The following is a 23,119-nucleotide window of genomic DNA, read 5'->3' on the forward strand; positions in this document are numbered from 1 at the left end:
CACTGGTTCCGCGGCGTCCGCCTTAAGCGCCGAGATCGTGTCCACCGAAAGATGGAGCCTGACGCCCAGCCATTCTTCCGGCGGACGGACCCGGGTCGGTCCGGCTCAGGGAGCCGGCTGCGGTCCCGGCTGAGCCGTTGGCGGCATGCCCGGCTGCATCCCGGGCCAGACGGCGGGCGGGGGCGGCGGCGTCCTCCTACGCTCGCTGCGCGCGACGGCGGTGCGCAGCAGGGTCTCGAAGGGTCCGGCATGACCGCCGCGCTCCAGGGCGACGCACAGGACCACGCTCGCCAGCCAGACGCCCAGGGCGACGAGGGCGGCCGCGGCCTGCCCCATCCACAGGCGCCTGCCCGTCACCAGGAGCGGAACGACGCCGAAGATGATGCCGAACAGGATCGTCTGGCTCAGGTACACGGTCATGGAACGGCGGCCGACGGCGGAGGCCAGTCGGCGCAGCCCTGTCAGCCGCCCATCCGGCCGCGGTCCACCGGCATACAGGGCCAACAGCGCCAACCAACCACAGGCGCCGGCCAGGCCGAAGAACTCCGTCATGGCGAAGTCCCACGGCCAGAGCTGCACCGTCGTCGCGAGCGTCAGCGCACCGTGGAACGCCGCGAGTGCTCCCAGCACCAGACCGCCCAGGCCAACAGAGATCAGCAGACGACGGTGCCGCTCCGGATGGGTGAGGAGGTCGGTGTCGGCCAGGCGGGCGCCAATCACCGCGGCTGGGACGATGAGGGCGATGAGCACCTGCACGACCAGCACCACGGCCCACTGCAGGGCATTGGTGACGACCCAGAGCAGCGCCGCCGTCAGCGAGACCGACTGCTCCCCGGAGGCCGTCAGGGTATCGCCGCCCGACAGAGTCCCGGAGGCCAGATACGTCGCCAGGGCCAGCACGGAGATGATGCCCCCGGTGAGGTAGAGCGCCGAATAGTTCTTGCGGGCCAGCAGGTTGGCCAGGAGGACGGCGACCAGCCCATAGGCGCCGATGATGTCGCCGGGGAAGACGAGACCGTGGACGAATCCGATCAGGAGCATCCACCAGCCGCGGCGTCGCACCAGGCGGTAGGCGTCGATGGTGGCCATCTCGCGGGCCCAGGCCGCCTCATGCGGCATCGGCTCGCGACCCTCCGCAGCGCCGGGAAGGGAGGCGAGGTAGGTCTGGGTCCCGGAGGCGATGCGCCGGTTAATCATGGTCATGAGCCCGAAGCCGAAGAGCATCGCGAACAGCGGGTAGGCCCGGTGGTCCACCACCAGTGTGCGGACGAACATCCACCAGCCGTCAACGGAAGACACGGGAGGCTCGGCCCCGTTCGGCATCTTGTTCCACGACGGAACATTGGCGACCGCGATGAGCAGAAGCATGAAGCCACGGGCCACGTCAGGGGCGGGGTATCGCACACCCCGCGAACCGGTGAAGGAGGTCGTCATCCGCATGAGCGGAACCTTACGGGTGGTTGGAGACCGGCAGCATATCCGCCCGAATAATGATGTGCGGAGGCCGGCCGCCTGTTCCGCCGCAGCGGCCGATGGGGTCAGTGCCGCATCGGTGCCCGCGCCTCAGTGCCCGCTTCCAGGACCCGCCGGCGCTCACCATTGCCCGCCCGCGCGCGTCAGTCCCAGTCAGTGCCAGTCAGTGTCAGTCAGGGCCACAGGCGCACGGGCACGAGCGCAGTGCTCGCGCCTCCCGCTGTACCGGCGGCGTGTGCGCGCTCCGCCTCGTTGTGGCGCGCGGCGGGTCCGCGGCCCTGGCGGCCGGGTGCGACGACCTGGACCTCGCCGTCGGCGGCCGCCGCGAAGATCCGCTGGACGACGGCCTCACGGGTGCGCATGCGGGCGTTGTCGGCCTCCAGCTCCTCCACGCGGGCCTCCAGGGCGAGGATGCGGCGAATGCCCTCGAGGTTGATGCCCTCCTGGGACAGGGACTGGATGCGGCGCAGGCGCTCGACGTCGCGGTGGGAGTAGCGCCGGCCCCGCCCGCGGGTCCGGGCGGGGCTGACTAGTCCGAGCCGGTCGTACTGGCGCAGGGTCTGGGGGTGCATCCCAGCGAGCTCGGCCGCCACCGAGACCACGTACACCGCGCGCTCGGCGGCGTCGTCGGCCAGGTGCCCCAGGCCCTGCCCGGCCCGGTGCCGGCTCACTTCGCCGCCTCCTCCATGAGGGTGGCCCGCGGGTCGGTGTCGCCCATGGCCTCATCGAAGGCCTCGAGGGCCTGCTTGGCGGCCTTGGAGAGCTTCTTGGGCACGGCCACCTGGATGGTCACCAACAGGTCGCCGGTCTTCTTCCCGGTGGTGGCGCCCTTGCCGCGCAGGCGCATGACGGTGCCCGAGGAGGTGCCGGGCTTGATCTTGATCTTGGAGGTGCCGCCGTCGAGCAGCGGGACCTCGACCGTGGCCCCCAGGGCGGCCTCGCGCAGCGTGACCGGCAGGTCCATGCGCAGGTTGGCGCCGTCGACCGGGTCGACCGAGTACACGGGGTGCTTCTTGATGCTGATGGTCACCACCATGTCGCCGTTCTCGCCGCCGTTCAGGCCGGCTCGGCCCTTGCCGCGCAGGCGGATCTTCTGGCCGTCGCGCACACCGGCCGGGATGCGGACCTTCATGGTGCGCCCGTCCGCGGTCAGCTCCACGGTGGTGCCGGCGACGGCGTCACGCAGGTCCAGCGTCGCCGAGGTCAGGACGTCGGAGCCCTTCTGCGGCTGGGGCTGGGAGCCGAAGCCGCCGAAGCCACCGAAGCCGAAGGGGCCGGAGCGGCCACCGGAGCGGGTGGGGCTGGGGGTGCCGCCGAACATGCGCAGCAGGTCGTCAAGGTCGGGCTCGCCGGCCCCGCCGGCGGTCTCGAAGCGAACGTTGCCGCCCTGGCCACCGAACATGGAGGAGAGGATGTCCTCGAAGCCGGCGCCGCCGGTCCCTCCCGGGCCACCGGCCTGGAAGCGGGCGCCGCCTCCGGCCATCGAGCGGATCGCGTCGTACTGCTTGCGCTCGGCCTCGTCGGACAGGACTGCGTAGGCCTCTCCGATCTCCTTGAACTTCTCGGCCGCCGCAGCGTCGTCGGGGTTGCGGTCGGGGTGGTACTTCTTTGCGAGTGTGCGGTAGGCCTTCTTGATTGCGGCGGCGTCGGCGTCCTTACTCACGCCGAGGACCGCGTAGAAGTCCTTCGTCATCCAGTCCTGACTGGCCATGGTCGTCTCACCGCCTCCTTATCCGGGTGATCGTGGGTTTTCCTTACTGAAGCTGAAGATTGTGGGGGGGCGGCTCCGCGGCCCTGGGGCCTGGGGCGCCCTGGTGCACCTACCGGCCCGACGGCGGACTCAGACCCGCCAGAGCTGCTGGCTCAGGTCCGCCGTCGGGCCGGGTGTGTGGTGCGGTGGGTATCAGGCCGGGTTGGCGACCTGGACGCGGGCGGCGCGCACGACGCGCTCACCCAGGCGGTATCCGGGCTGGAGGACCGCAGCGATGGTGGGCTCGGTGACCTCGCTGGACTCGGTGGCCATGAGGGCCTCGTGCAGCGTGGGGTCGAAGACCTCACCCACGGCGCCGAAGCGCTCCAGGGAGTACTTCTCGGTCAGGATCGACTCGAGCTTGCCGGCCGTCGTCTCGAAGGTGCCGGTCAGGTCGCCGTGCTGGCGGGCCAGCTCGATCTCGTCGAGGACCGGGATGAGGGCCTCGACGACGCCGGCGGCACCGGCGTCCCGGTGGGAGGCCGCGCCCTCGCGGGAGCGGCGCACGAACCCCTGGTACTCCTGCTGGAGGTTGTAGAGGTCCGCCCGGGCCCGGGCCAGGTCGTCGGCCGCCTGAGCGGCCTGGGCCTGAGCCTGGGCCAGGGGGTCCTCCCCCGCCGCCTCATCGGAGGCGGCGTCGGCCTGGCCGGCCGCGCCCTCGGGCGAGCCCTGGGCGAGTCCTTCACGGACGCCGTCGGGGACCTCCTCGAAGGCCGACTCGACGGCCGCCTGGAGCTCGGGGTCGATGCCCTCGTTCTCGGGGGTGGGGCCGGCCGAGGTCACTTGGAGTCCTCGTCGTCGACGATCTCGGCGTCCACGATGTCCTCGTCGTCGGAGGACGTGGAGCCGGCCGAGGAGGCGGAGGCGTCACCCGCGGCCTGGGCGGCGGCGTCGGCCTGGTAGAGGGCCTCACCGACCTTCTGGGCCACCGAGTTCAGCTTCTCCTGAGCGGTCTTGACCGGCTCGATGTCGTCACCCTCGAGGGCCTTCTTGAGGTCGGTGACGGCCTCGGAGACCTCGGAGTGGACGTCCTCGGGCAGCTTGTCCTTGTTGTCCTTGAGGAGCTTCTCGATGGAGTAGGCCTGCTGCTCGGCGGAGTTGCGGGTCTCGGCGTCCTCGCGGCGCTTCTTGTCCTCCTCGGCGTGGGCCTCGGCCTCCTTGACCATGCGGTCGATGTCCTCCTTGGGCAGGGCGGAGCCGCCGGAAATGGTCATGGACTGCTCCTTGCCGGTGCCGCGGTCCTTGGCCGAGACGTGCACGATGCCGTTGGCGTCGATGTCGAAGGAGACCTCGATCTGGGGCACGCCGCGGGGGGCCGGGGCGATGCCGGTCAGCTCGAAGGTGCCCAGCGGCTTGTTGTCCCGGGCGAACTCGCGCTCGCCCTGGTAGACCTGGATGAGCACGGAGGGCTGGTTGTCCTCGGCGGTGGAGAAGACCTCGGAGCGCTTGGTCGGGATGGCCGTGTTGCGCTCGATGAGCTTGGTCATGACCCCGCCCTTGGTCTCGATGCCCAGGGACAGCGGCGTGACGTCGATGAGCAGGACATCGCTGCGGTCACCCTGGATGACGCCGGCCTGGAGGGCCGCGCCGATGGCAACGACCTCATCGGGGTTGACGCCCTTGTTGGGGTCCTTGCCGGTCAGCTCGCGCACCACGTCGGCGACGGCGGGCATGCGGGTGGAGCCACCCACGAGGACCACGTGGTCGATGTCGGAGACCTTGACCCCGGCGTCCTTGATGACGTTGTGGAAGGGGATCTTGGTGCGCTCGAGCAGGTCCGCGGTCATCTCCTGGAAGTTGGAGCGGGTGAGCTTCTCATCGAGGTGGATGGGGCCGGACTCGCTCATGGAGAGGTACTGCAGGTTGATGTTCGTGGAGGTCGCCGAGGACAGCTCCTTCTTGGCCTGCTCGGCGGCGTCCTTGAGACGCTGCATGGCGATCTTGTCCTTGGACAGGTCCACGCCGTCCTTGCTCTTGACCTGCTTGACCAGCCAGTCGACGATGCGGGCGTCCCAGTCGTCACCGCCCAGACGGTTGTCACCGTTGGTGGCGCGCACCTGGATGGTGGAGAAGCCGTCCTCGTCCTTGCCGACCTCGAGCAGGGAGACGTCGAAGGTACCGCCACCGAGGTCGAAGACGAGGATGAGCTCGTCCTCCTTGCCCTTGTCCAGGCCGTAGGCCAGGGCCGCGGCGGTGGGCTCGTTGACGATGCGGTCCACGGTCAGGCCCGCGATGGTGCCGGCCTCCTTGGTGGCCTGGCGCTCGGCGTCGTTGAAGTAGGCCGGGACGGTGATGACCGCGTTGGTGACGGGCTCACCCAGGTAGGCCTCGGCGTCAGCCTTGAGCTTGGCCAGGATGCGGGCGCTGATCTCCTGAGCGGTGTACTTCTTGTCGTCGATCTCGACGGACCAGTCAGTGCCCATGTGGCGCTTGACCGAGGAGATGGTGCGGTCCACGTTGGTGACCGCCTGACGCTTGGCGATCTCGCCGACGAGGATCTCGCCGGACTTGGAGAAGGCGACGACGGAGGGGGTGGTGCGACCGCCCTCGGCGTTCGGGATGATGGTGGGCTCGCCACCCTCGAGGACGGCGATAGCAGAGTTGGTGGTACCCAGGTCGATACCGACAGCGCGTGCCATGTGATGTGCTCCTTGTGGTTGCTGGTTTGTGGTCAGTTGATGTCTGTTGTGAGGGCCGGAGGTTCCGGCGCCTTCAGGTTGAGTCGTATGCACTCAGGATTGTGATTGAGCCAAGCTCTGTCAACTTGACTGTATACAACCTTGAGTCTGACTGGCTCAACCTTGTCAGGCCGCAGTCCATTCCCGGAGCTGACAGTGACCTGCAACACAGTGCTGTCACGCGGACACAGCGCTCGCCACCTGCCTGGCGAAGCGCCCTGGCCGCGGCAGCGCGGCGGACGGTTCCGGCTGCGCCAGACGGCGCACTCCAACCGCACACCGAGGACTGCGATGCCCGACGAGGACTGCGATTTCCTGCAGATGACTGAGGTCCCACCCGCGAGTTCTGTGAGAGAACGCAGTCCTCGTCGCGAAAGTACGCTCTCGATCAGCCCACCCAGCCCCACACGCCGCCGACGTGTCACGATTGGCGACTTTTCGGAGTCCACCAGCCTCGACCCGCCACACTCCCCTCCCCGCAACAAACCCTGACCAGCACCAACACCCCAAGTCACCTCTGCGAGGCTGCCTGCCCATGCCGTACCGCCCCCGGAAAAGTCGCCAATCGTGACACCAGTCAGCAGAAGCGACAGGCCTGGACCGATATGGAGGCGTTCACCAGCCCGGTAGCCTGGCACGCATGAGCGCCCCACCACCGGAAGGCCTACCCGACCCCGAGGACGTCTTCGATCATCTGCGTCGCGAGGACGGCGAGCACGTAGGCTATATCGAGATGAGTGCGGACGGCCGGTTCATCCCGTATGACCGGCTGTGGGCCAGGCGCGGCGAGGCCATGGAGCTCGATGAGGCCGAGGCGGTCCTGGATGCGATCGGTCTGCGGCTTCTGGCGGAGGACTGGCTCCTTGAGGAAGAGGATCCGCAGACGGGCGAGGCGAGCTGGATCCGGGTCAGGATCCGCGAGATCCACCGGGACCGCGTCATCGTCGCCAGGGCGATGGAGGACCTGTCGGCCACCAGCGTCGCCAAGTCCGTGGACCTCATCGGTGCCATCGAGCTGCCTCTTCCGACGACGCGGCTGCGTTCAGCCTCCTGAGTACGCGCTGCCGGCCAGAGCCATCACTGGCCCAGGCGCTGCTGTCGGCGCTCGCTCACCTGGGCAGCCAGGCGCTACTTCTCGCCCCTCTCGCGCAGACCGAAGACCGCCAGGACATTGGCGATGGCACCGACGGCCACGATGACGACGCCGAAGGCCACACCGCTGGCCTCACCGGTCAGACCCACCAGCGGGCTGACGAGTCCGCCAACGACGAACTGCAGAAAACCGAGCAGCGCGGAGCCGGTTCCCGCCCACCGGCCGGTGCGGTCGAGCACGAGCGCGGGGGCGTTGCCCATCGACAGCCCCAAACAGGCCACGTGCGCCAGGAAGAGGGCCACGACCGCCACCAGCAGCGGCATCCGCTCCGGCCCGGTCACCGGCTCGCGCAGCCACGTCAGGCAGACCCCGGCGAAGACCGTGTCGACGACCAGCCCCGCGATAAGCCCGCCCCTCACCTGGTGGGCCTGGGAGAAGCGGCGCACGAGGGAGGCCGCCACCGCGATCGTCACCGTGACCGTCGCCCCACACAGCCCGAAGACCGCCGTATAGGCCACCGTCCCCATGCCCAGCACATTGCGAAGCACGAAGGGCGCCGCAGACAGGTAAGCCATGAGCAGCCCGAAGGACAGGGCATTAATGAACAGCAGACGCACGAGGACATGGTCGCGGGCCAGCTCACGGGTGCCGTCGAGCAGTATCCGTAGGCCGCCGTCGTGGCGCCGCTCGGCGGGCAGGGACTCGGGTACCCAGAGAAGGACCATGACCACGAGCAGTCCGGTGAAGGCGGCCACGACCCCCAGGATGCCGCGCCACCCGATGGGCTCGACGAGCACGCCCCCGAGAATCGGCGCCACCACCGGGGCGATCCCCTGAATCGCCATGACGACGCTGAGGGCCCGGGCGGCGGTGATCCCACGGGAACGGTCGGAGATGACTGCCCGACCCAGGACCATCCCAGCCGCTCCCCCGAGCCCCTGGAAGAAGCGGGCGATGAGGAGAACGGACAGGCTCGGAGACAGGGCGGCGCCGATGCTGGCGGCCAGGGCGAGCACGCTGCCCCACAACAGCAGGGGACGCCGGCCGAGGCGGTCGGACAGGACCCCGATGCTCAGCTGGCCGAGCGCGATTCCCACGAGGAACGTGGTCATCGTCAGCTGAACGCTGGAGGCGGAGACGCCCAGATCATCGGCCATCTGGGCGAAGGCCGGAAGGTAGGCGTCGGTGGCCAGAGGAGCGACGGCCGCGAGCGCGGCCAGGGCAATGAGGAGCGTGGCGGGGAAAGCCGTCCTCAGCCCGTGGTCGGACGGAGCGGCCGGCGAAGCTGTCATGCCCTGAGAGTACGGAGATTTCTGACCGAGCCGTCAGTGCGCACGTCCGCGATGCGGTGCACGGAGCAGGCGGGCACACCACCGGATCGCAACAGCACTTGCGTTACTGCACGCCTCTAGACTGACCGGGTGACCGACCTTCTGATTGATTCCCTGATACGTGCCGTGGACACCGCCCCCGACGACGTCCGGCTGCGCACTCACCTGGCTGAGCTTCTTATGGATGCCGGCCGAAGCGCTGAGGCGGTGACTCACTGCGCCATCGCCCTTCAGCACGCTCCCACCGATGACGCCGCCCGCACTCTCATGGCCAGGGCACTCTCGCCGCAAGCCAGGCAGACCCCCGCCGAGCAGGCGGCAAGCATGCTGGAAGAGCCGGCGACCGACGTGTCGTCGTCGGTCGCCGGCGCGCCACAGAAAGAGGAGGCCCAGTCAGAGGCTGTCGCCACCCCGCCGGCGCCCGAGTCACCCAAGGCTCCGGCATTCAACAACTCGACGACGTCGGACGGCACTGGGAACTTCGACTGGCAGCGGGCCGAGGAGGACCTCGGTGGACCGGCTGCACCCTTCGTGTCCTCGAGGCCCTCAGAGCCCTCCGGCTCTGAGGGCCTCTCCGAACCTCGCCCGGTCAGGACCGGCGGCGACCCGGCGGACTGGGAGGTGGAACGGGCCGGTGTGCGCCTGGCCGACGTCGGGGGAATGACCGAGGTCAAGAACCGGCTCGAGGCCTCCTTCCTGGCGCCTATGCGCAATCCCGAACTGCGCAGGCTCTACGGCAAGAGCCTGCGCGGCGGCCTGCTCCTGTACGGTCCGCCGGGGACGGGAAAGACCTTCATCGCCCGTGCCATCGCCGGTGAGATGGGAGCAGGTTTCCTGTCCGTGACGATCTCCGACATCCTCGATCCCTACATCGGCAACTCCGAGGCCAACCTCCATAACGTATTCCAGCAGGCCCGCGACCACGCCCCTTGCGTCCTCTTCCTCGACGAGCTCGACGCTATGGGCATGAAGCGGTCTCTCTCACGCAACTCGAGCATGCGCAGCACCGTCAACCAGCTCCTCGAGGAGCTCGACGGTGTTGGCAGCAACAACGAGGGCGTCTACCTGCTGGCCGCCACCAACGCCCCCTGGGACATCGATCCAGCGCTGCGCCGCCCAGGGAGGCTGGACCGGACACTGCTCGTCCTGCCACCGGACGAGCCAGCACGCGCCGCCATTCTGCACACGCACCTGCGTGAGCGACCCGTGGAGGGAATCGACCTGCAGGCCCTGGCACGGGTGACCGACGGGCTGACCGGGGCCGACCTGTCACACGTGTGTGACTCCGCTGCCGAGAAGGCGCTGATGGACTCGGTGCGTACCGGCCGGCCCCGACTCATGAATATGCAGGACATGGACGCGGCTCTCAAGGAAGTCCGCCCCTCGACCGGCCCCTGGTTCGAGACAGCACGCGCTGTCGTCGAGTACTCCGATGCCTCTGGGGAGTACGAGGATCTGCGCAAGTGGATGAAACGGCACCGCCTACTATGAGTCCTATGGCAGCCCCACCCGGAGGCGGCTCCTTGGAGGATGTTTACGAGCGCGAGCTCACTTGGGCTTTCCAGCTCACCGAGGCCGGGCAGCACGAGCGGGCCATACAGATCCTCACCCGCCTGCTCGCCGACTACCCGGGTAACGCCGGACTCACCTACACGGTCCTGGCGGTCACACACAGCGCCGCAGGTCGGCTCGAGGAGTCCGAGGCCGCGGCCCGACGAGCGATTGCAGCAGCGCCGGACTATCCCGAGGCCCACCGCCTTCTGGCCCACGCCCTGATCTACCAAGGCAAGGAACCAGAGGCGGAGCGCTCACTGAGAACCGCGCTGGAACTGTCCCCCGAGGACTACTCCCTGTTCTCCCTCATGGCGACGGCACTGACCAAGATGGAGCGCACGGAGGAAGCACTCCTGTACGCCCGAGAGGCGCTCAGGGTCGCCCCAGAGAGGGCCGAAAGCTACGCAGCCCTGGCAGCCGTGCAGAGAACAACCGACCCGGAGGCGGCCAGAGCCTCCCTGCAGGAGGCTCTCAGGCTCGACCCTCTGAACGAGGAGGCCCTCCTCCTCCAGTTCCAGATGCTCGATCGCCGCACGAGGCCCCATGCGGCGGCCAAGGCGCTTGCCGCCTACACCGCCCACACCTCCCAACCCGCTATGGCGCGAATTGCGGTCAACTCCTTCATCATAAAGTTCCTGAGCGTTACCCACCTCGGAATGCTCTGGTGCGTGTTGCTCACGACGATACTCCTCGCCCTAGTCAGGACCTCCCACCTAACCAGCGAAATCCTGCTTCTTCCCCTATTTCTGACGGCGGCCCTCACATGCTGGGAAACGCTTGCACGAATCCGAGCTTTTCACCTTTATTTCGCAGGCCGCTGCTGGCGCCTGCTGCGCGCCTGCATTCGACACCATAGGTATCTCATACTGTGGGGGGCAGCGGTTCCTGTGATTTGGCTAATCCTTACCGTCGGCGTCATCCGTGCAATCCAGGGAGACGACGCCGTTCTCTCCAGCACCTTGGGAATTAGCATCGGTCATCTGGTACTCGGTTGGGGTGGCTCTCTGCTGATGCCCTTCATTCAACGTCGGAACACTTGACAGCAGACTCCACTCAAGCCCCCTGCTCGGCCTCGGGGGCGACCATGACGTGGTCGCCGTCGGGCACGATCCGCACCCGCAGCCCGTAGACCTCGGCGAGGATGTCGGGCTGGAGCACCTCGGCGGGCGGCCCCTCGGCTCGGATCGTCCCGCCGGCGAGGATGGCGAGGCGGTCGCAGAAGCGGGCCGCCAGGTTGAGGTCGTGCAGGGCGACGACGGCGAGGCGCCCGGTGTCCCGGTGGCAGATCCGGCGCACGTGGGAGAGCACCGAGACCTGGCGGCGCAGGTCGAGGGCGGAGGTGGGCTCGTCGAGCAGGATGAGTCCGGGCTCGCGCACGAGCGTCTGGGCCAGGGCGACGAGCTGGCGCTGCCCACCGGAGAGCTGGCCCAGCGGGCGGTCGGCCAGCTCGGCCACCCCGAGCTCGTCCAGGGCGCTCCAGGCCAGGTCGATATCGGCTCGGCTCGTGTGCCAGGTCATGCCGCGCCGCGAGGCGGTGAGCACCGACTCCAGGGCGGTCAGGGCGGCGTCGCCGGGCAGGCCCTGCGGCATGTATCCGATCATGCCGCGCAGGTCATGGCCCCGGCGCCCGGCGAAGGTCACCTCCCCCAGGTGGCGGCGCAGCTGGGCCACGCAGGTGACCAGGGTGGACTTGCCGGCGCCGTTGGGGCCGAGCAGCCCGACCGTCTGCCCCGTCTCCCAGGTGGCGTCGACGCCCTGGAGGACGGCCCGCCTGCCGTAGGAGAAGGTGAGGTCGTTCAGGATGAGGCTCATGAACCGCTCCTGACCGCCGAGCGCTGGCGTCCGAAGATGATGGTGAGGAACACCGGCACACCCACCAGGGCGGTCAGGATGCCGACGGGCACGGCGACACCCGGCACGATGAGCTGGCTGGCGGTGTGGGCCGCAGTCAGCAGGGTGGCGCCGCACAGGATGGAGGCGGGCACGAGGAAGCGCTGGTCCTCCCCCACCAGGCCGCGGGCCATGTGCGGCCCCACGAGTCCCACGAATCCGATGATCCCGACGAAGGCCACGGACAGGGCGGCCAGCAACGAGACGCCGACCAGGGTCCACGCGCGCAGGCGCGCCACATTGATGCCCATGGCTGCGGCGCGCGCCTCCCCCAGGGTGACGGCGGTCAGCCGCCAGCCGTTGACCCAGAAGACGGGCGTGGCCACGAGCAGGGCCGCCGAGACGGTGGCCACGGCCGGCCAGGTGGCGCGCATGAGGGAACCCATCGACCAGAAGACGATCTGCTGAAGGCTCTCGGTGGAGGCCCGGTACTGCACGAGCGCCAGGAGCGCCTGACAGCTGAAGACCAGGGCGATGCCCAGCAGAATCGTCATCTCCTTGGTCACCGACGGCAGCCTGGAGACCATCGCAATGGTGAGGGAGGCCGCCAGCCCCGCCGCCATCGCCACGATCGGCAGGGTGGCGCCGGTGGCCACCGGCAGCACGAGGCCCGTGACGATGGCCAGCGCCGCCCCCAGGGCCGAGGCCGCCGAGATTCCCAGGGTGAAGGGCTCGGCCAGCGGGTTGTCGAGGATCGTCTGCATCTGCACGCCGGCCAGGGACAGTGCCCCGCCCACCAGGACCGCGAGCAGCGCCGGAGGCAGGCGCAGGTTGATGACGATGTTGGCGACCCACGGGTCGTAGTCGGCGTCGAAGAGGGCTCCGAGCACCTGGGCCGGGCTGAATCCCAGGGGCCCCACCATGAGGGCCACGAGGAAGACGGCCAGGAGCAGCGTGGCCAGCCCCGTGAGCATCGCGACTCGCCGCGCGGTTCGACGGCGGTAGGAGGCGTAGGCCGACGCCGCCGTGTCCGTGGGCGCATCGGCCGGCCCGTCGGCCTTCGTCATCGACGCCGCACCGTCCGGTACCCGGCCGGTATCGGACTGGTGCGCTGCGACGTCGTCGGAAGGAGCCGTGACGTTGGGGTCCCCCATCAGATGGCGGCGAAGAAGACGCCCTCGGCCTTCCAGGGCATGTGCTGCTCGTGGAAGTCCTTCCAGACCTTGGCGGGGTCGACGTCGGAGAAGGCCTCGGGGTTCTGCCACTTGGCGAAGGTGAGGTAGGCGATGAAGTTGTAGGGGGCGTCGTAGAACTGGTGGTAGATGCCGTAGACGTGCCGGTCGGTGAAGGCCTGGATCTGGTCGTAGCCGGGCTGGTTCTTCAGCTGCTCCAGGCTGGCCTTGGCGGAGGCCTCGTCGGCCTTGTAACCGAGGTGGACGTAGCTGGTCTGGGCGGTGTCCTTGATCTTCTGCTGCTGCCACTCGCCGCCGGTGGCAATGATGTTCTTGGGGTTGGAGGCGATGACCTGCTCGGGGGTGAGCACGCCCTCCTCACCGGACAGGAGGCTGTCGGCGATGTTGGTGCCGCCGGTGGCGGTGACGATCGCACCGAGGTTCGCGGTGGAGTAGGTGGCGCCGGGGTCGTTGACGCCCGGGCCGCGCCACAGGAAGGTGGTGGGCTTGGAGGACAGGGACTTCGCCTTCTCCACGATGGGGTCGACCTGCTTCTTGTAGAAGCTGACGAAGGTCTCAGCCTCCTTGCGCTTGTCGAAGACGGCGCCCATGAGGGTGACCGAGGGGACGGTGTTCTTCACCGGGTCGCGGCGGAAGTCGGTGACGACGTAGGTGATCTTCTGGCCGTCCAGCTTCTCGAGGTAGCCCTTCTCCTTGGCGGAGTTGTAGGCGTCCAGGGTCATGATGAAGACGTCGGGCTTATAGCTCACCAGGGTCTCGATGGGCAGGCCGTCCTTGGCGATGTTGCCGATCTTCGGCAGGTCGGCGGCCTTGGGGGCCACGGAGAGGACCTTCTCGTAGAAGTCGGGGGCGGCCTTCTGGAGGTCCTCGCCCCAGGCGACCACCTTGTCGATGGGGTTGGTCTTGTTGAGGAAGGCCAGGGAGTAGACGTGGCGGGACTCGCTCAGGACGATCCTCTTGGGCTGGGCGCTGAAGGTGACCTTGCGGCCGACGACGTCGGTGACCTCGAAGCCGCCGCCGGAGGCGCCCGCCGAGGCGCCGGCGCTGGAGCCCTTGCCGGCGCGGGAGGCGACTCCGCAGCTGGCAAGGACGGCGGTCAGTGGGAGGGCCATGAGCAGAGTACGACGGCGCATAAGAGTCCTTCGGTGAGGCGAGGGCGAACACGAAGCACCTAGGACCTTAGGGCCACCTCAGTTAATTTGCCAAGGGACGTCATCTAATTTTAGTAAGGTCACACAAATCTTACGGGAGGTATGTAGAGGTTGACACAGGGGCGCCGAGCGCGACGAGTCGCCACGGGCCCTACGAGGCGGTTACGGCGCGAGCGCGTGGACGACCATGACGGCGAGCAGCGCCACAGCCGGCGGGAGGTACTTGCGCGGGTGACGCATGACGTCACGTTCGGACTTCCAGCCCGTCAGCGGCCAGTAGATCTCCAGGAGGACCGCGGTTGACGCCCCGGCAAGCGAGACCACCACTCCGGCTGCAACCACCTCCACAAGACCTCCTCCCAGCCAGACGATCAGTGCACCCACCAGACAGTTGGACGTCATGTACAACAGCGTGAGATCTCGGGCATAAGCGACGAGGACCCGCCTCGATCCGGGGGCGGCCATCACCACGGTGCGAGTGCTGAGGTAGCGGGAGAAGTAGGCGTTCAGTGGCGTGTTGACGACGACGAAGGCCATAGGCAGTGGGATCGTCAGACCGCGGCGGGCCATGGTGTAGGTGAGGAAGAGGCCGACGACGAGCATCATGAGAGTGTTGACCTGCGTGGTGCGCACGGTGGCCAGCTCACCGAGCACCAGGCTGCGGCGACTACGGACGGTTCCCACCTGCGTTCGGCTCACCCGCAACCCATCGGTGCAGCCGAGCATCGCTACGACGCAGACGGCAAAGAGGAGAGCCGAGGCCGCAGGCGCGAGCCACCAGAGGAGCGTTCCGACGGCGAGGGCCCCACCGGCTGCCCAGCGCAGCCCGATCCGCTCTCCCGCCCACAGAGTCAGCCCCAGCGACGAGGCTCCGAGACCGACGACGACCATCTCCACCGCCGTCGTCGCGGCAATACCCGCCTCAGAACTCGGGCCGCCCCTCCCGCCGTCGGCCAGCGTGATGAACAGGGTGATGGGCACAACCGCCTCCAGCAGGATGACGGTGCCGGCCACGAGGCAGGTGGCTCGGGCGAGCTCGTCGCGTCGGAGCGGGAAGCGGGCCAGGTCGTCCCAGCGGCCGGAGCCGATCCAGGTCGAGGCGATGGTGGCCGACAGGCCAACGGGGGCCAGGACCAGTCCGGCGACAGCGATGCGCGGGTTGACGCGGAGGTCGGTCGACGTCCCGAACCAGGCGGCCAGGGCGCACAGGATGACGGCGCTCAAGACGGTCTGACGCCCCAGGAACTGCCCGATCACCGCCTTCAGGGCGGCCCGGCTAACTGACCAGCGCCGCCACGGCATCGGAGTCCTCAGGGGTGGAGAAGGGGCCGGTCATCCGGCCGGCGGAGAGCACGTAGAGGCGCCGGGTGCAGCGGGTGAAGGACTCGGCGATGTGGGAGCTGAGCAGGACCGAGCGGCCGGACGCGACAGCGTCGTTGATGCAGCGGTAGAGGAACTCGGTGGCGGCGAAGTCGAGAAAGTCGACCGGCTCGTCCAGGAAGAGGAGGGGCGGGGTCAGGTAGAAGGCGGCGATGAGGTTGGCCTTCTTCCGTGAACCGCTGGAGAGGCGGGAGAAGGCTGTGGTCCGGTAGCGGCCGTAGTCGAAGCCCTCGATCAGCTCCTCGAGGCGGCCACGGTCCGGGCGCAGGCGATAGGCGTGCTCGAGGAAGCCGATGAAGGCCTCCAGGTTCCAGGTGGGGAAGGAGGAGTCGTCGGCGAGGCTGAGGTAGCGGGCGGCCTTGAATCGCTCGTCGCCCGGGCGCACCTTCCGCCCCCGATAGCGCAGCACATCGAAGCGCGCTCCACGGTGGACGTCGCACAAGGAGGTGAGCATCGTGGTCTTGCCGGCGCCGTTAAGACCGATGAGGCCCACGGCCTCGCCGGCCTCGAGGACGAAGGAGACGTCGGTGAGAACCGGTCGGTCTCGCTCGTACCAGGCGGACAGGCCCTCAACCTCGAGGAGGAGGGCCGGGGCATCACCGACGGCGCTCATGAGCTCGGGGGCGTGCGGTCGTCTCGACCACGGCCCCTACCGTCGGAGGATGAACGGGCCAGCTGGATCAGGAAGAGTACGGCAACAGCAATGGCGATGACCATGGCCGAGGTGTCTCCCCGCCGGAAGGAGACGACGGCCACCATCACGTTGAGCACCACAACCGCAATGCGGAAGATGCGCAGAGTCCGTTCCGACAATACGACCGCCTCCTTTGTCGCAGATTCTCACGGTGGGCACCATCTACCCGTTCTCCCTTCACTGTAGGCCCAGGTCAGGCCCCTTGAAAGGAATTCAGGGACCATCTGCGCGCAGGACTCTCACCCTCCGGGAGTATTGACACCTGACGCGCCGGCATTCTCAGCGTCGTTCCACCAGCCGCGGCTTCACAGGAGACCCACAAGGTCAACCTACGCCTGGCATACGCGGGGCCGACACGGTTGAGTCATGCACAGCTCCGACACCCTCAGCCCGCCCGAGTCCCACCAGTCCGGCCAGGACCACGACTCCGGCCGGCGCGACCGCTCCTCGACGTCCCGTAAGCACCCGCGCCGCCGGTTCCTCCTGGGAGGCGCCGCCGTCCTGGGCCTGGCCGCCACTGGCACCAGCGCCTGGGCGCTCAACCGCTTCGTCATCGAACACGTGGAGGTCGACGACGTCACCGCCCTGGAGGCCAAGGCGCAGAAGGCGGCAGGCTCCTCGGCGACCCCGGCCACGAACGTGACGGTCGGGGACAACTCCTACTCCTCGTCCAACACGAGCATCAAGATTGAGCAGGTCTCCACCGGCTCGGGCAACGACACCGTCACCTACTACGTGGCCGACGTCAAGCTCACCAATGCCACCGACCTGCGCAGCGCCTTCGCCAACAACTCCTACGGCACCAACATCGTCGCCAAGCCCACCACGATGGCCTCCGAACACGACGCGATCCTGGCCATCAACGGCGACTACTACGGCTTCCGCAGCGACGGCATCCTCATCCGCAACGGCGTCATCTACCGCGACAGCGGCACGCGCGACGGCATGGCCTTCTACAGCGACGGGCGCGTGGAGGTCTACGACGAGACCACCACCAAGGCGCAGACGCTCCTGGACGCGGGCGTGTGGAACACGCTGTCCTTCGGGCCGGCGCTGGTCAACAACTCCAAGGTGCTCTCCGGCATCGACCAGGTCGAGGTGGACACCAACGTCGGCAACCACTCCATCCAGGGCAAACAGCCGCGCACCGCCGTGGGGTGGGTGGAGACGAACCACCTCAAGCTCGTCGTCGTCGACGGCCGCAACGAGGGCTACTCACGCGGCGTGACCATGAGCGAGCTCGCCCAGATCATGGCCGACCTGGGGTGCGCCTGCGCCTACAACATCGACGGCGGCGGCTCGTCAGCCATGTACTTCAACGGCTCGATCATCAACCAGCCCTCCAACGGGGGCGAGCGCGACACCTCCGACATCCTCTACATCGCGAACGGAGCCTGAGATGAACGGCACTGACACAGCCCTTCAGACCTCACCGCGCATCCTGCCGCGGGTCATCGCCCCCGCGAACCGGACTGCCGTCAATCGGACTGCGGTCAATCGGACGGTGGGCAACCGGACGGCGGCGCGGGCCGGGGGCGAGCGCCGTCCCCGGGCGGCGGTGACGCTCGTGGTCCTCATCCCGGCCTACAAGCCCGATGAGCGTCTGGCCGTGCTCGTGGCCCGTCTGCGCGGTGCGCGCCGGGACTGCGCGGTGCTGGTCGTCGACGACGGCTCGGGGCCGCAGTACGCGCCCTTCTTCTCCGCCGCCCGCGCCCGAGGCGCCGAAGTCGTCAGCTCCCCGGTCAACCAGGGCAAGGGTCAAGCGCTGCGCACGGGCCTGGCTCACGCGGCCGCCACCTGGCCCGATGCGGACGTGGTGTGCGCCGACGCCGACGGGCAGCACACGCCGTCGGACATTGAGGCCGTGGCCGCGCGGGTGCGCGAGACCGGGCACATGACCCTGGGGGTGCGGCGCTTCACCGGGCCGGTGCCGCTGCGCAGCCGGATCGGTAACGACGTGACCGCCCTGCTGTTCCGGGGCGCGACCGGCTGGAGGCTGGGCGACACCCAGACGGGCCTGCGCGGCTACCCCGCCGGGCGGCTGGCGTGGCTGCAGGAGGTTCCCGGGGACCGCTACGAGTACGAGCTCTCCGCGCTGCTGCGCGCCCACGAGCTGGGGATGGTGGTGGAGCAGGTGGAGATCGCCACGGTCTACGAGCCGGGCAACACCTCCTCCCACTTCCGGCCGGTGCAGGACTCGGCACGGATCTATGCTCCGCTGCTGCGGTTCATGGGGGCGTCGCTGGCGAGCTTCGGGATCGACTGGCTGGGTGTCATGGTCATCTTCGCGATGACGGGCAGCCTGCTGGCGGCGGTCGTGGGGGCGCGGCTGGTGTCCGGAACGGCGAACTTCTTCATGAATCGCCGCGTCTTCCGGGCGCGGCGCGGGACAGTGGTGCGCACGGCGGTGCGCTACGCGGTCCTGGCGGTGAGCCTGCTGGCGGCCAGCTACCTGGTGCTCAAGGCGCTCACGGCGGTCGGGATTCCGCTGGGGATCGCCAAGGTTCTTGGCGACGGGGCCATCTACGTGGCCAGCTATGTGGTGCAGCGCCGGCTGGTGTTCAAGGAGCGGAGGTGAGGTGAGCCCGGGGCAGTTGGTGCGACCAGGGCAGTGCCGGCCTCCGCGAGGTCCTACCGTAGGTCTCGAGGTCGTACCCCTACCCCTCGAACTCACGCCCTAAGGTACGACCTCGATCCAGTTCGCCCCCTGTGGACCTCAGCGGGGGCTGATGAGGCCGGCCTCGTAGGCGGCGATGACGAGCTGGGCGCGGTCGCGGGCGCCCAGTCGGGCCAGGAGCGCGGTGATGTGGCTGCGGCAGGTCGCCCGGGTGATGCCGAGCTCGACCTCGATCTCAGTGTTGGACAGGCCCCGAGCGATGAGCAGGAGGACCTCGCGCTGGCGGGGCGTGAGGGCCTCAACATCACTGGCCCAGGTGCTACGGGAGGTGCCGGTCGACGTCGTGCGCGGCATGCGGGCTACGAGGCGGGAGAGCACCTGGGGGCTGAGCAGCGACTGCCCCTCGTGGACGGTGCGCACGGCGTCGACGAGGGACTGGGGGTCGGCGTCCTTGAGGAGGAAGCCGCAGGCGCCGGCGCGCAGGGCGCCCAGGACGTAGTCGTCAATCTCGAACATGGTGAGGATGAGGACGCGCGTGGCCGCGAGCGCCGGGTCGGCGCAGATCCTTCCGGTGGCCTCGATGCCGGTCAGGCCCGGCATCTGGATGTCCATGAGGACGACGTCGGGGCGCAGCTCGGTGGCCAGGGCGACCGCGCGGGCACCGTCCTCGGCCAGGCCGACGACGCTCATGCCGGGCTCGGCCTCGAGGAGGGCGGCCAGGGTGGTGCGCAGGAGGGCCTGGTCCTCGGCGATGAGGACCCGGATGGGGGCGCCGGGAGCCTCGTCGGTCTTGTCGGTCTTGTCGGTCAGCGCATTGGTGGGATCCGTCATGGGTTGCCCCTGTCGCTCCTGGGGTCGGTATCCGGTGACTCATGGGTGGGTCTGCGTTCCGGGCCCACACTGTCTCCGGAACCCAGGGAGCTGCTGGTGGCCCCGGCCGCGTCGTCGGTGGGAATGGGCAGGATGGCCTCGACGGCGAAGCCGGGGGCGTCGGCGCGGGGGCCTGCGGTCAGGGTTCCACCGAGCGCCGTCAGGCTCTCGTGAAGTCCGCGCAGTCCTTGCCCGGCCCCGGGGTGGGGCTCCCATCCGGTCGCGGGCCCGTCGTCGACGACGGCGATGCGCAGCCGTCCCGGCTCCCGGCGCAGGGTCACGCGGGCGCGCGTGGGGCCGGCGTGGCGGGTGGTGTTGGCCAGGGCCTCGGCCACGACCCGGGTAGCGGCCTGCGCCGTCGGAGCCGGGAGACCGTCAGTCATCGCCGTGGCTTGGGCAGTGCCCACATCTGCGCCGGGGTGCGCTTCGGCGTCGAGATCGACGGTGACACCGGTGCGGCGGGCCCTGCCGATCAGCTCCCGAAGGCTCTCGGCGAGGCTGTTGACGGGGCCGGGGTCGGCTACCGGTGCGTCTCCCGCCGGGATCGCTGCCAGCGCCCCGGGCGTCGGGCGCCTGTTCTCGTCGCGCAGGACGGCGAGCATGCGCCGCAACGCGTCGGTGGCCTCGCGGGAGGCGGTCTCGACGTCGTCGAGTGCGGTCCGCAGCCCGTCGGGGGTGGTCTCGAGGCGCCGGGCCACGGCGCAGCGCACGGTGATGGCTCCGAGGTTGCCGGAGACGGCGTCGTGCAGCTCGCGGGCAATGACGAGGCGGTCCTCGGCGACGGCGCGCGCGGCGGTCTCCTGGGTCAGGCGCCGCTCGTGGGCACGCCGGTCGCGCCGCCGCAGCCACAGGGAGGCGGCGACGAGCCCAGCCATGACGAGCAGCACCGTCATCTGGGCGCGCCGAGAAGGATCCGGGGAGTAGCCGACCAGGGTGCCCAGGCCAAGAACAATCACGGTCAGCCCGGTGATGGCGCGCCCGAGCGGCGAGTGGCGCGGTGGGACGTCTGGGGCTGGCACGCGGCCAGTCTAGGAAGGCGGCTCGGGCGCTTCATCGAACCGGGGTCTGACGGACCTGGGTCTGAGGCGGCGGGACCGCCTCGGCTGGGCGGCCGATGCGCGCTGCCGCTCGGCGCGCTGGAGTTGGCCCATGATCGCTATTGAGAACCTCGTCAAGCGGCACGGGGCGCGGGAGGTGCTTCACGGCGTGAGCCTGGAGGCCCATCCGGGCCGCGTCACCGGATTCGTGGGCCCCAACGGTGCCGGGAAGTCCTCGACCCTGCGGTGCCTGCTAGGGCTGGATCGGGTCGACAGCGGGCGGGCACTTATCGGCGGGCGCACCTACCGCGAGTTGCGTGAGCCGCTGCGCACGGTGGGGGCGGTACTCGACGGCTCGGGCGCGCATCCCTCGCGCACGGCCCGAGGTCACCTGGGTTGGGTGGCCTCGGGTGCGGGAATCAGTCGGCGTCGGGTGGCTGAGGTGCTCGACGTCGTCGGGCTGAGTGAGGCGGCCGGGCGGCGGGTGCGCACCTTCTCCCTGGGAATGGGGCAACGGCTGGGGTTGGCGACGGCGCTGCTGGGTGACCCGGAGGTGCTGGTCCTCGACGAGCCGGTCAATGGCCTGGACCCGGAGGGGATCCGGTGGATTCGCAGGCTGCTTCGGCAGCGGGCTGACGCCGGGGGCACAGTGCTGCTGTCCAGTCATGTTCTGGCCGAGCTGACTGAGGTGGCCGACGACGTCGTCGTCATCGCCGGTGGGCGGGTGCGGGCGGCCGGGACGCTGGAGGAGGTCGCCGCCGGCTACGCGAACCTGGAGGAGGCCTTCTTCTCGCTGACCGCCCCGACCGGGGGCGAGGCCGGCGGTGGGGCCAGTCAGGCTGGCCGGACTGGACGGGCCGACCGGGCGGGCAGGGCGGGCCGGGACGAGCGCGAGGACGGGGGCCGCTCATGAGCGCGGCAACGGCGCTGGTGCGCTCCCTCACGGCGGAGGTGCGCAAGACTGTGGGCCTGCCGGGGGCCTGGCTGGGGGCTGCGTTGGCGGTCGTCCTGCCGCTCCTGATCGAGTACTACACGGATCATGACCTGGCGGCGCGGCTGGCGGCGGGCGACCCGGATGCGCCGGCGCGGCTGGGCGACGTCGGCGTCATCGGACTGTACGTGGGGACGACGGGGATCGTGGTGCTGGCGGTGAGTGTGGTGGTCAGCGAGTACGCGAGTGATCCGCGCACGAGCGGGGCCTCCGGCGCTCCGCGTCAGGTGGCGACGACGATGCTGGTGCAGCCGCGGCGCGGGGCGTCGGTGGCCGCGAAGCTGCTCGTGGTGCTGGGGGCTGCGACGGTGCTGCTGGCGACGGCGTGGGCGGGGACTTTTGCGGTGTGCCGGCACTTGCTGGGGTCGAACCTGCCCTTCGAGTCGGTGCCGTGGTGGATGCTGACGGGGATCCTGACGTGGTGGGTGTTCTCAGCGATGGCGTCGATGGCGCTGGCGATGGTGACGCGCAGCGCGCTGGTGTCGATGACGGTCCTCGTCGCGATGTCGACGATGCTCTCGCCGGGGGTGCTGCTCATCAAGTCCACCGATGCGGCCCGGTTCCTGCCGGACACGGCGGCGGTGCGGCTCATTGCGAACCCGACGACGCTCAACTACGACCGGCTTGTCGAGCTGCTGTCGATCCCGATGGCGGCCGCCGTCTGCGCGGCATGGGCGGGCGGGTGCGCGGCGGTGTGCTGCTGGGTGTGGATAAGGCGGGACGCATGAGCGGAACCGGTGCGACCAGCACGGTGAGGGCCACCGCTGGGGCGGCGACCGCCTGGGGGCGGGCACTGCGCGCGGAGCTGGTGAAAGTGGTGACGCTGCCTGCGATGCGGTGGTCAGCGGCGGTGGCGGGCGCGGCGGCGGCCGCCACGATGATGTCGGTTCTGCGTGACGTGGCGGATGGGCGGGGCCTCGGTTTCGAGGAGGTCGCTCCGGTGTGGGCGCTGGCGGTGCAGATCGGCTTCGTGGCGGCCGGGGTGGCCGCGGCGGGTGCCGAACACTCCACGGCTCAGGGCATGACGAGTCTGCTGGTGACGCCGGTGCGGGGTCGGCTGGCGGCGGCGCGATTCATGGCGCTGGCCGGTATGGGACTGGTGACGGCGAGCGTCCTGGTCGGGGCGAGTCTGGCGGTGTGTCCGGCGATGTCGACGGCGGCGCTGTGGGCCGGCGGAAGGACCGTGGTCTGGTTGACGGCGGTGCTACTGCTGTCGGCTGGTCTCGGTGCGGCGCTGCGCAGCGTTACCGGTGCGTCGACGGCGGCCGTGGTGCTGGTGATTCTGGCACCGCAACTGGCCGCGTTCCTGGGCGACGCCGCCCGCTGGCTCCCGGGCCAGGCGGCCCATATCTGGCTGGCGGCGGACGCATCGCGGGCGGACGTCACTTCTGCCGGACTCATCATCCTGGCCTGGACGACGGCCGCCCAGATGGCCGGCATCGTCCGGCTAGTGCGGGCGGATGGATGACAATCTTTC

The 23,119-nt window shown here is 69.4% G+C and carries 22 protein-coding genes; 8 read left to right on the plus strand and 14 right to left on the minus strand.

Annotation, left to right across the window (positions count from 1 at the left end; all coding sequences use genetic code 11):
• Window positions 1–105: 105 nt before the first annotated feature.
• The 5 genes from HW274_RS11860 to dnaK form a co-directional block, all read right to left on the minus strand.
• Window positions 106–1,440 (minus strand): DUF418 domain-containing protein, encoded by a 1,335-nt coding sequence (locus HW274_RS11860; protein ID WP_185988870.1) that lies wholly within the window; start codon window positions 1,438–1,440, stop codon window positions 106–108.
• 206 nt (window positions 1,441–1,646) lie between these two features.
• Window positions 1,647–2,144, minus strand: coding sequence for a heat shock protein transcriptional repressor HspR (locus tag HW274_RS11865; protein WP_075254044.1), 498 nt, complete (start codon window positions 2,142–2,144; stop codon window positions 1,647–1,649).
• Window positions 2,141–3,184 carry a DnaJ C-terminal domain-containing protein gene (locus HW274_RS11870; RefSeq protein WP_075254045.1) on the minus strand — a complete coding sequence of 348 codons (1,044 nt, stop codon included), beginning with the start codon at window positions 3,182–3,184 and terminating at the stop codon, window positions 2,141–2,143. The genes HW274_RS11865 and HW274_RS11870 overlap by 4 nt, the downstream gene beginning before the upstream one ends.
• A gap of 192 nt (window positions 3,185–3,376) precedes the next feature.
• On the minus strand, window positions 3,377–4,006 hold the full coding sequence (locus tag HW274_RS11875; RefSeq protein WP_075254046.1) for a nucleotide exchange factor GrpE: 630 nt from the start codon (window positions 4,004–4,006) through the stop codon (window positions 3,377–3,379).
• Window positions 4,003–5,862: a molecular chaperone DnaK gene (gene dnaK / locus HW274_RS11880; RefSeq protein ID WP_075254047.1), complete on the minus strand. Its 1,860-nt coding sequence runs from the start codon at window positions 5,860–5,862 to the stop codon at window positions 4,003–4,005. The genes HW274_RS11875 and dnaK overlap by 4 nt, the downstream gene beginning before the upstream one ends.
• Before the next feature lie 679 nt (window positions 5,863–6,541).
• Here dnaK and HW274_RS11885 point away from each other — a divergent pair.
• A complete protein-coding gene (locus HW274_RS11885; protein ID WP_075254048.1) occupies window positions 6,542–6,955 on the plus strand; it encodes a serine/threonine protein phosphatase in 414 nt (137 codons plus the stop codon).
• Window positions 6,956–7,029: 74 nt separating this feature from the next.
• On the opposite strand, the gene HW274_RS11890 is transcribed toward HW274_RS11885, so the two are convergent.
• Window positions 7,030–8,286 carry a multidrug effflux MFS transporter gene (locus HW274_RS11890; RefSeq protein ID WP_075254049.1) on the minus strand — a complete coding sequence of 419 codons (1,257 nt, stop codon included), beginning with the start codon at window positions 8,284–8,286 and terminating at the stop codon, window positions 7,030–7,032.
• Window positions 8,287–8,415: 129 nt separating this feature from the next.
• On the opposite strand from HW274_RS11890, the gene HW274_RS11895 reads away from it, so the two are divergent.
• Window positions 8,416–9,816, plus strand: a complete 1,401-nt coding sequence (locus HW274_RS11895; protein ID WP_075254050.1) for a 26S protease regulatory subunit — start codon at window positions 8,416–8,418, stop codon at window positions 9,814–9,816.
• A gap of 5 nt (window positions 9,817–9,821) precedes the next feature.
• On the plus strand, window positions 9,822–10,919 hold the full coding sequence (locus HW274_RS11900) for a tetratricopeptide repeat protein (RefSeq protein WP_178384997.1): 1,098 nt from the start codon (window positions 9,822–9,824) through the stop codon (window positions 10,917–10,919).
• Between the two features lie 13 nt (window positions 10,920–10,932).
• Here the strand turns inward: HW274_RS11900 and HW274_RS11905 are convergent, their stop codons facing one another.
• From HW274_RS11905 to HW274_RS11930, 6 genes are all read right to left on the minus strand, one after another.
• On the minus strand, window positions 10,933–11,691 hold the full coding sequence (locus HW274_RS11905; RefSeq protein WP_075254052.1) for an ABC transporter ATP-binding protein: 759 nt from the start codon (window positions 11,689–11,691) through the stop codon (window positions 10,933–10,935).
• Window positions 11,688–12,863, minus strand: coding sequence for an iron ABC transporter permease (locus HW274_RS11910; RefSeq protein WP_081376216.1), 1,176 nt, complete (start codon window positions 12,861–12,863; stop codon window positions 11,688–11,690). The genes HW274_RS11905 and HW274_RS11910 overlap by 4 nt, the downstream gene beginning before the upstream one ends.
• Window positions 12,863–14,035 carry an ABC transporter substrate-binding protein gene (locus HW274_RS11915; protein ID WP_075254053.1) on the minus strand — a complete coding sequence of 391 codons (1,173 nt, stop codon included), beginning with the start codon at window positions 14,033–14,035 and terminating at the stop codon, window positions 12,863–12,865. The genes HW274_RS11910 and HW274_RS11915 overlap by 1 nt, the downstream gene beginning before the upstream one ends.
• 180 nt (window positions 14,036–14,215) lie before the next feature.
• Window positions 14,216–15,355, minus strand: coding sequence for a hypothetical protein (locus tag HW274_RS11920; protein ID WP_185988871.1), 1,140 nt, complete (start codon window positions 15,353–15,355; stop codon window positions 14,216–14,218).
• On the minus strand, window positions 15,330–16,046 hold the full coding sequence (locus tag HW274_RS11925) for an ATP-binding cassette domain-containing protein (RefSeq protein WP_185988872.1): 717 nt from the start codon (window positions 16,044–16,046) through the stop codon (window positions 15,330–15,332). The genes HW274_RS11920 and HW274_RS11925 overlap by 26 nt, the downstream gene beginning before the upstream one ends.
• Entirely contained in the window at window positions 16,043–16,246 is a 204-nt protein-coding gene (locus HW274_RS11930) for a hypothetical protein (RefSeq protein ID WP_185988873.1), read from the minus strand. Before HW274_RS11930 ends, HW274_RS11925 begins: the two co-directional genes overlap by 4 nt.
• Window positions 16,247–16,493: 247 nt before the next feature.
• Between HW274_RS11930 and HW274_RS11935 the strand changes: the two genes are divergently transcribed.
• A complete protein-coding gene (locus HW274_RS11935; protein WP_185988874.1) occupies window positions 16,494–17,525 on the plus strand; it encodes a phosphodiester glycosidase family protein in 1,032 nt (343 codons plus the stop codon).
• Between the two features lies 1 nt (window position 17,526).
• Window positions 17,527–18,705, plus strand: a complete 1,179-nt coding sequence (locus HW274_RS11940; protein ID WP_185988875.1) for a bifunctional glycosyltransferase family 2/GtrA family protein — start codon at window positions 17,527–17,529, stop codon at window positions 18,703–18,705.
• A 138-nt stretch (window positions 18,706–18,843) separates the two neighbouring features.
• Here HW274_RS11940 and HW274_RS11945 read toward each other — a convergent pair whose 3' ends face one another.
• Both HW274_RS11945 and HW274_RS11950 read right to left on the minus strand, forming a co-directional pair.
• On the minus strand, window positions 18,844–19,575 hold the full coding sequence (locus tag HW274_RS11945) for a response regulator transcription factor (RefSeq protein WP_185988876.1): 732 nt from the start codon (window positions 19,573–19,575) through the stop codon (window positions 18,844–18,846).
• Window positions 19,572–20,633, minus strand: a complete 1,062-nt coding sequence (locus HW274_RS11950; RefSeq protein ID WP_185988877.1) for a sensor histidine kinase — start codon at window positions 20,631–20,633, stop codon at window positions 19,572–19,574. Before HW274_RS11950 ends, HW274_RS11945 begins: the two co-directional genes overlap by 4 nt.
• Before the next feature lie 130 nt (window positions 20,634–20,763).
• On the opposite strand from HW274_RS11950, the gene HW274_RS11955 reads away from it, so the two are divergent.
• Genes HW274_RS11955 through HW274_RS11965 form a run of 3 tightly spaced genes read left to right on the plus strand, consistent with a single transcriptional unit; the run spans window position 20,764 to window position 23,110 of the window.
• Complete coding sequence (locus HW274_RS11955; protein ID WP_185988878.1) at window positions 20,764–21,564, plus strand: ABC transporter ATP-binding protein; 801 nt, start codon at window positions 20,764–20,766, stop codon at window positions 21,562–21,564.
• Entirely contained in the window at window positions 21,561–22,370 is an 810-nt protein-coding gene (locus HW274_RS11960; protein ID WP_185988879.1) for an ABC transporter, read from the plus strand. The genes HW274_RS11955 and HW274_RS11960 overlap by 4 nt, the downstream gene beginning before the upstream one ends.
• A complete protein-coding gene (locus HW274_RS11965; RefSeq protein WP_185988880.1) occupies window positions 22,367–23,110 on the plus strand; it encodes a cupin in 744 nt (247 codons plus the stop codon). Before HW274_RS11960 ends, HW274_RS11965 begins: the two co-directional genes overlap by 4 nt.
• Window positions 23,111–23,119: the final 9 nt, after the last annotated feature.

Origin of the sequence: Actinomyces sp. oral taxon 169 (assembly GCF_013394715.1) — a bacterium.
In the GTDB taxonomy this organism is placed as follows: domain Bacteria; phylum Actinomycetota; class Actinomycetes; order Actinomycetales; family Actinomycetaceae; genus Actinomyces.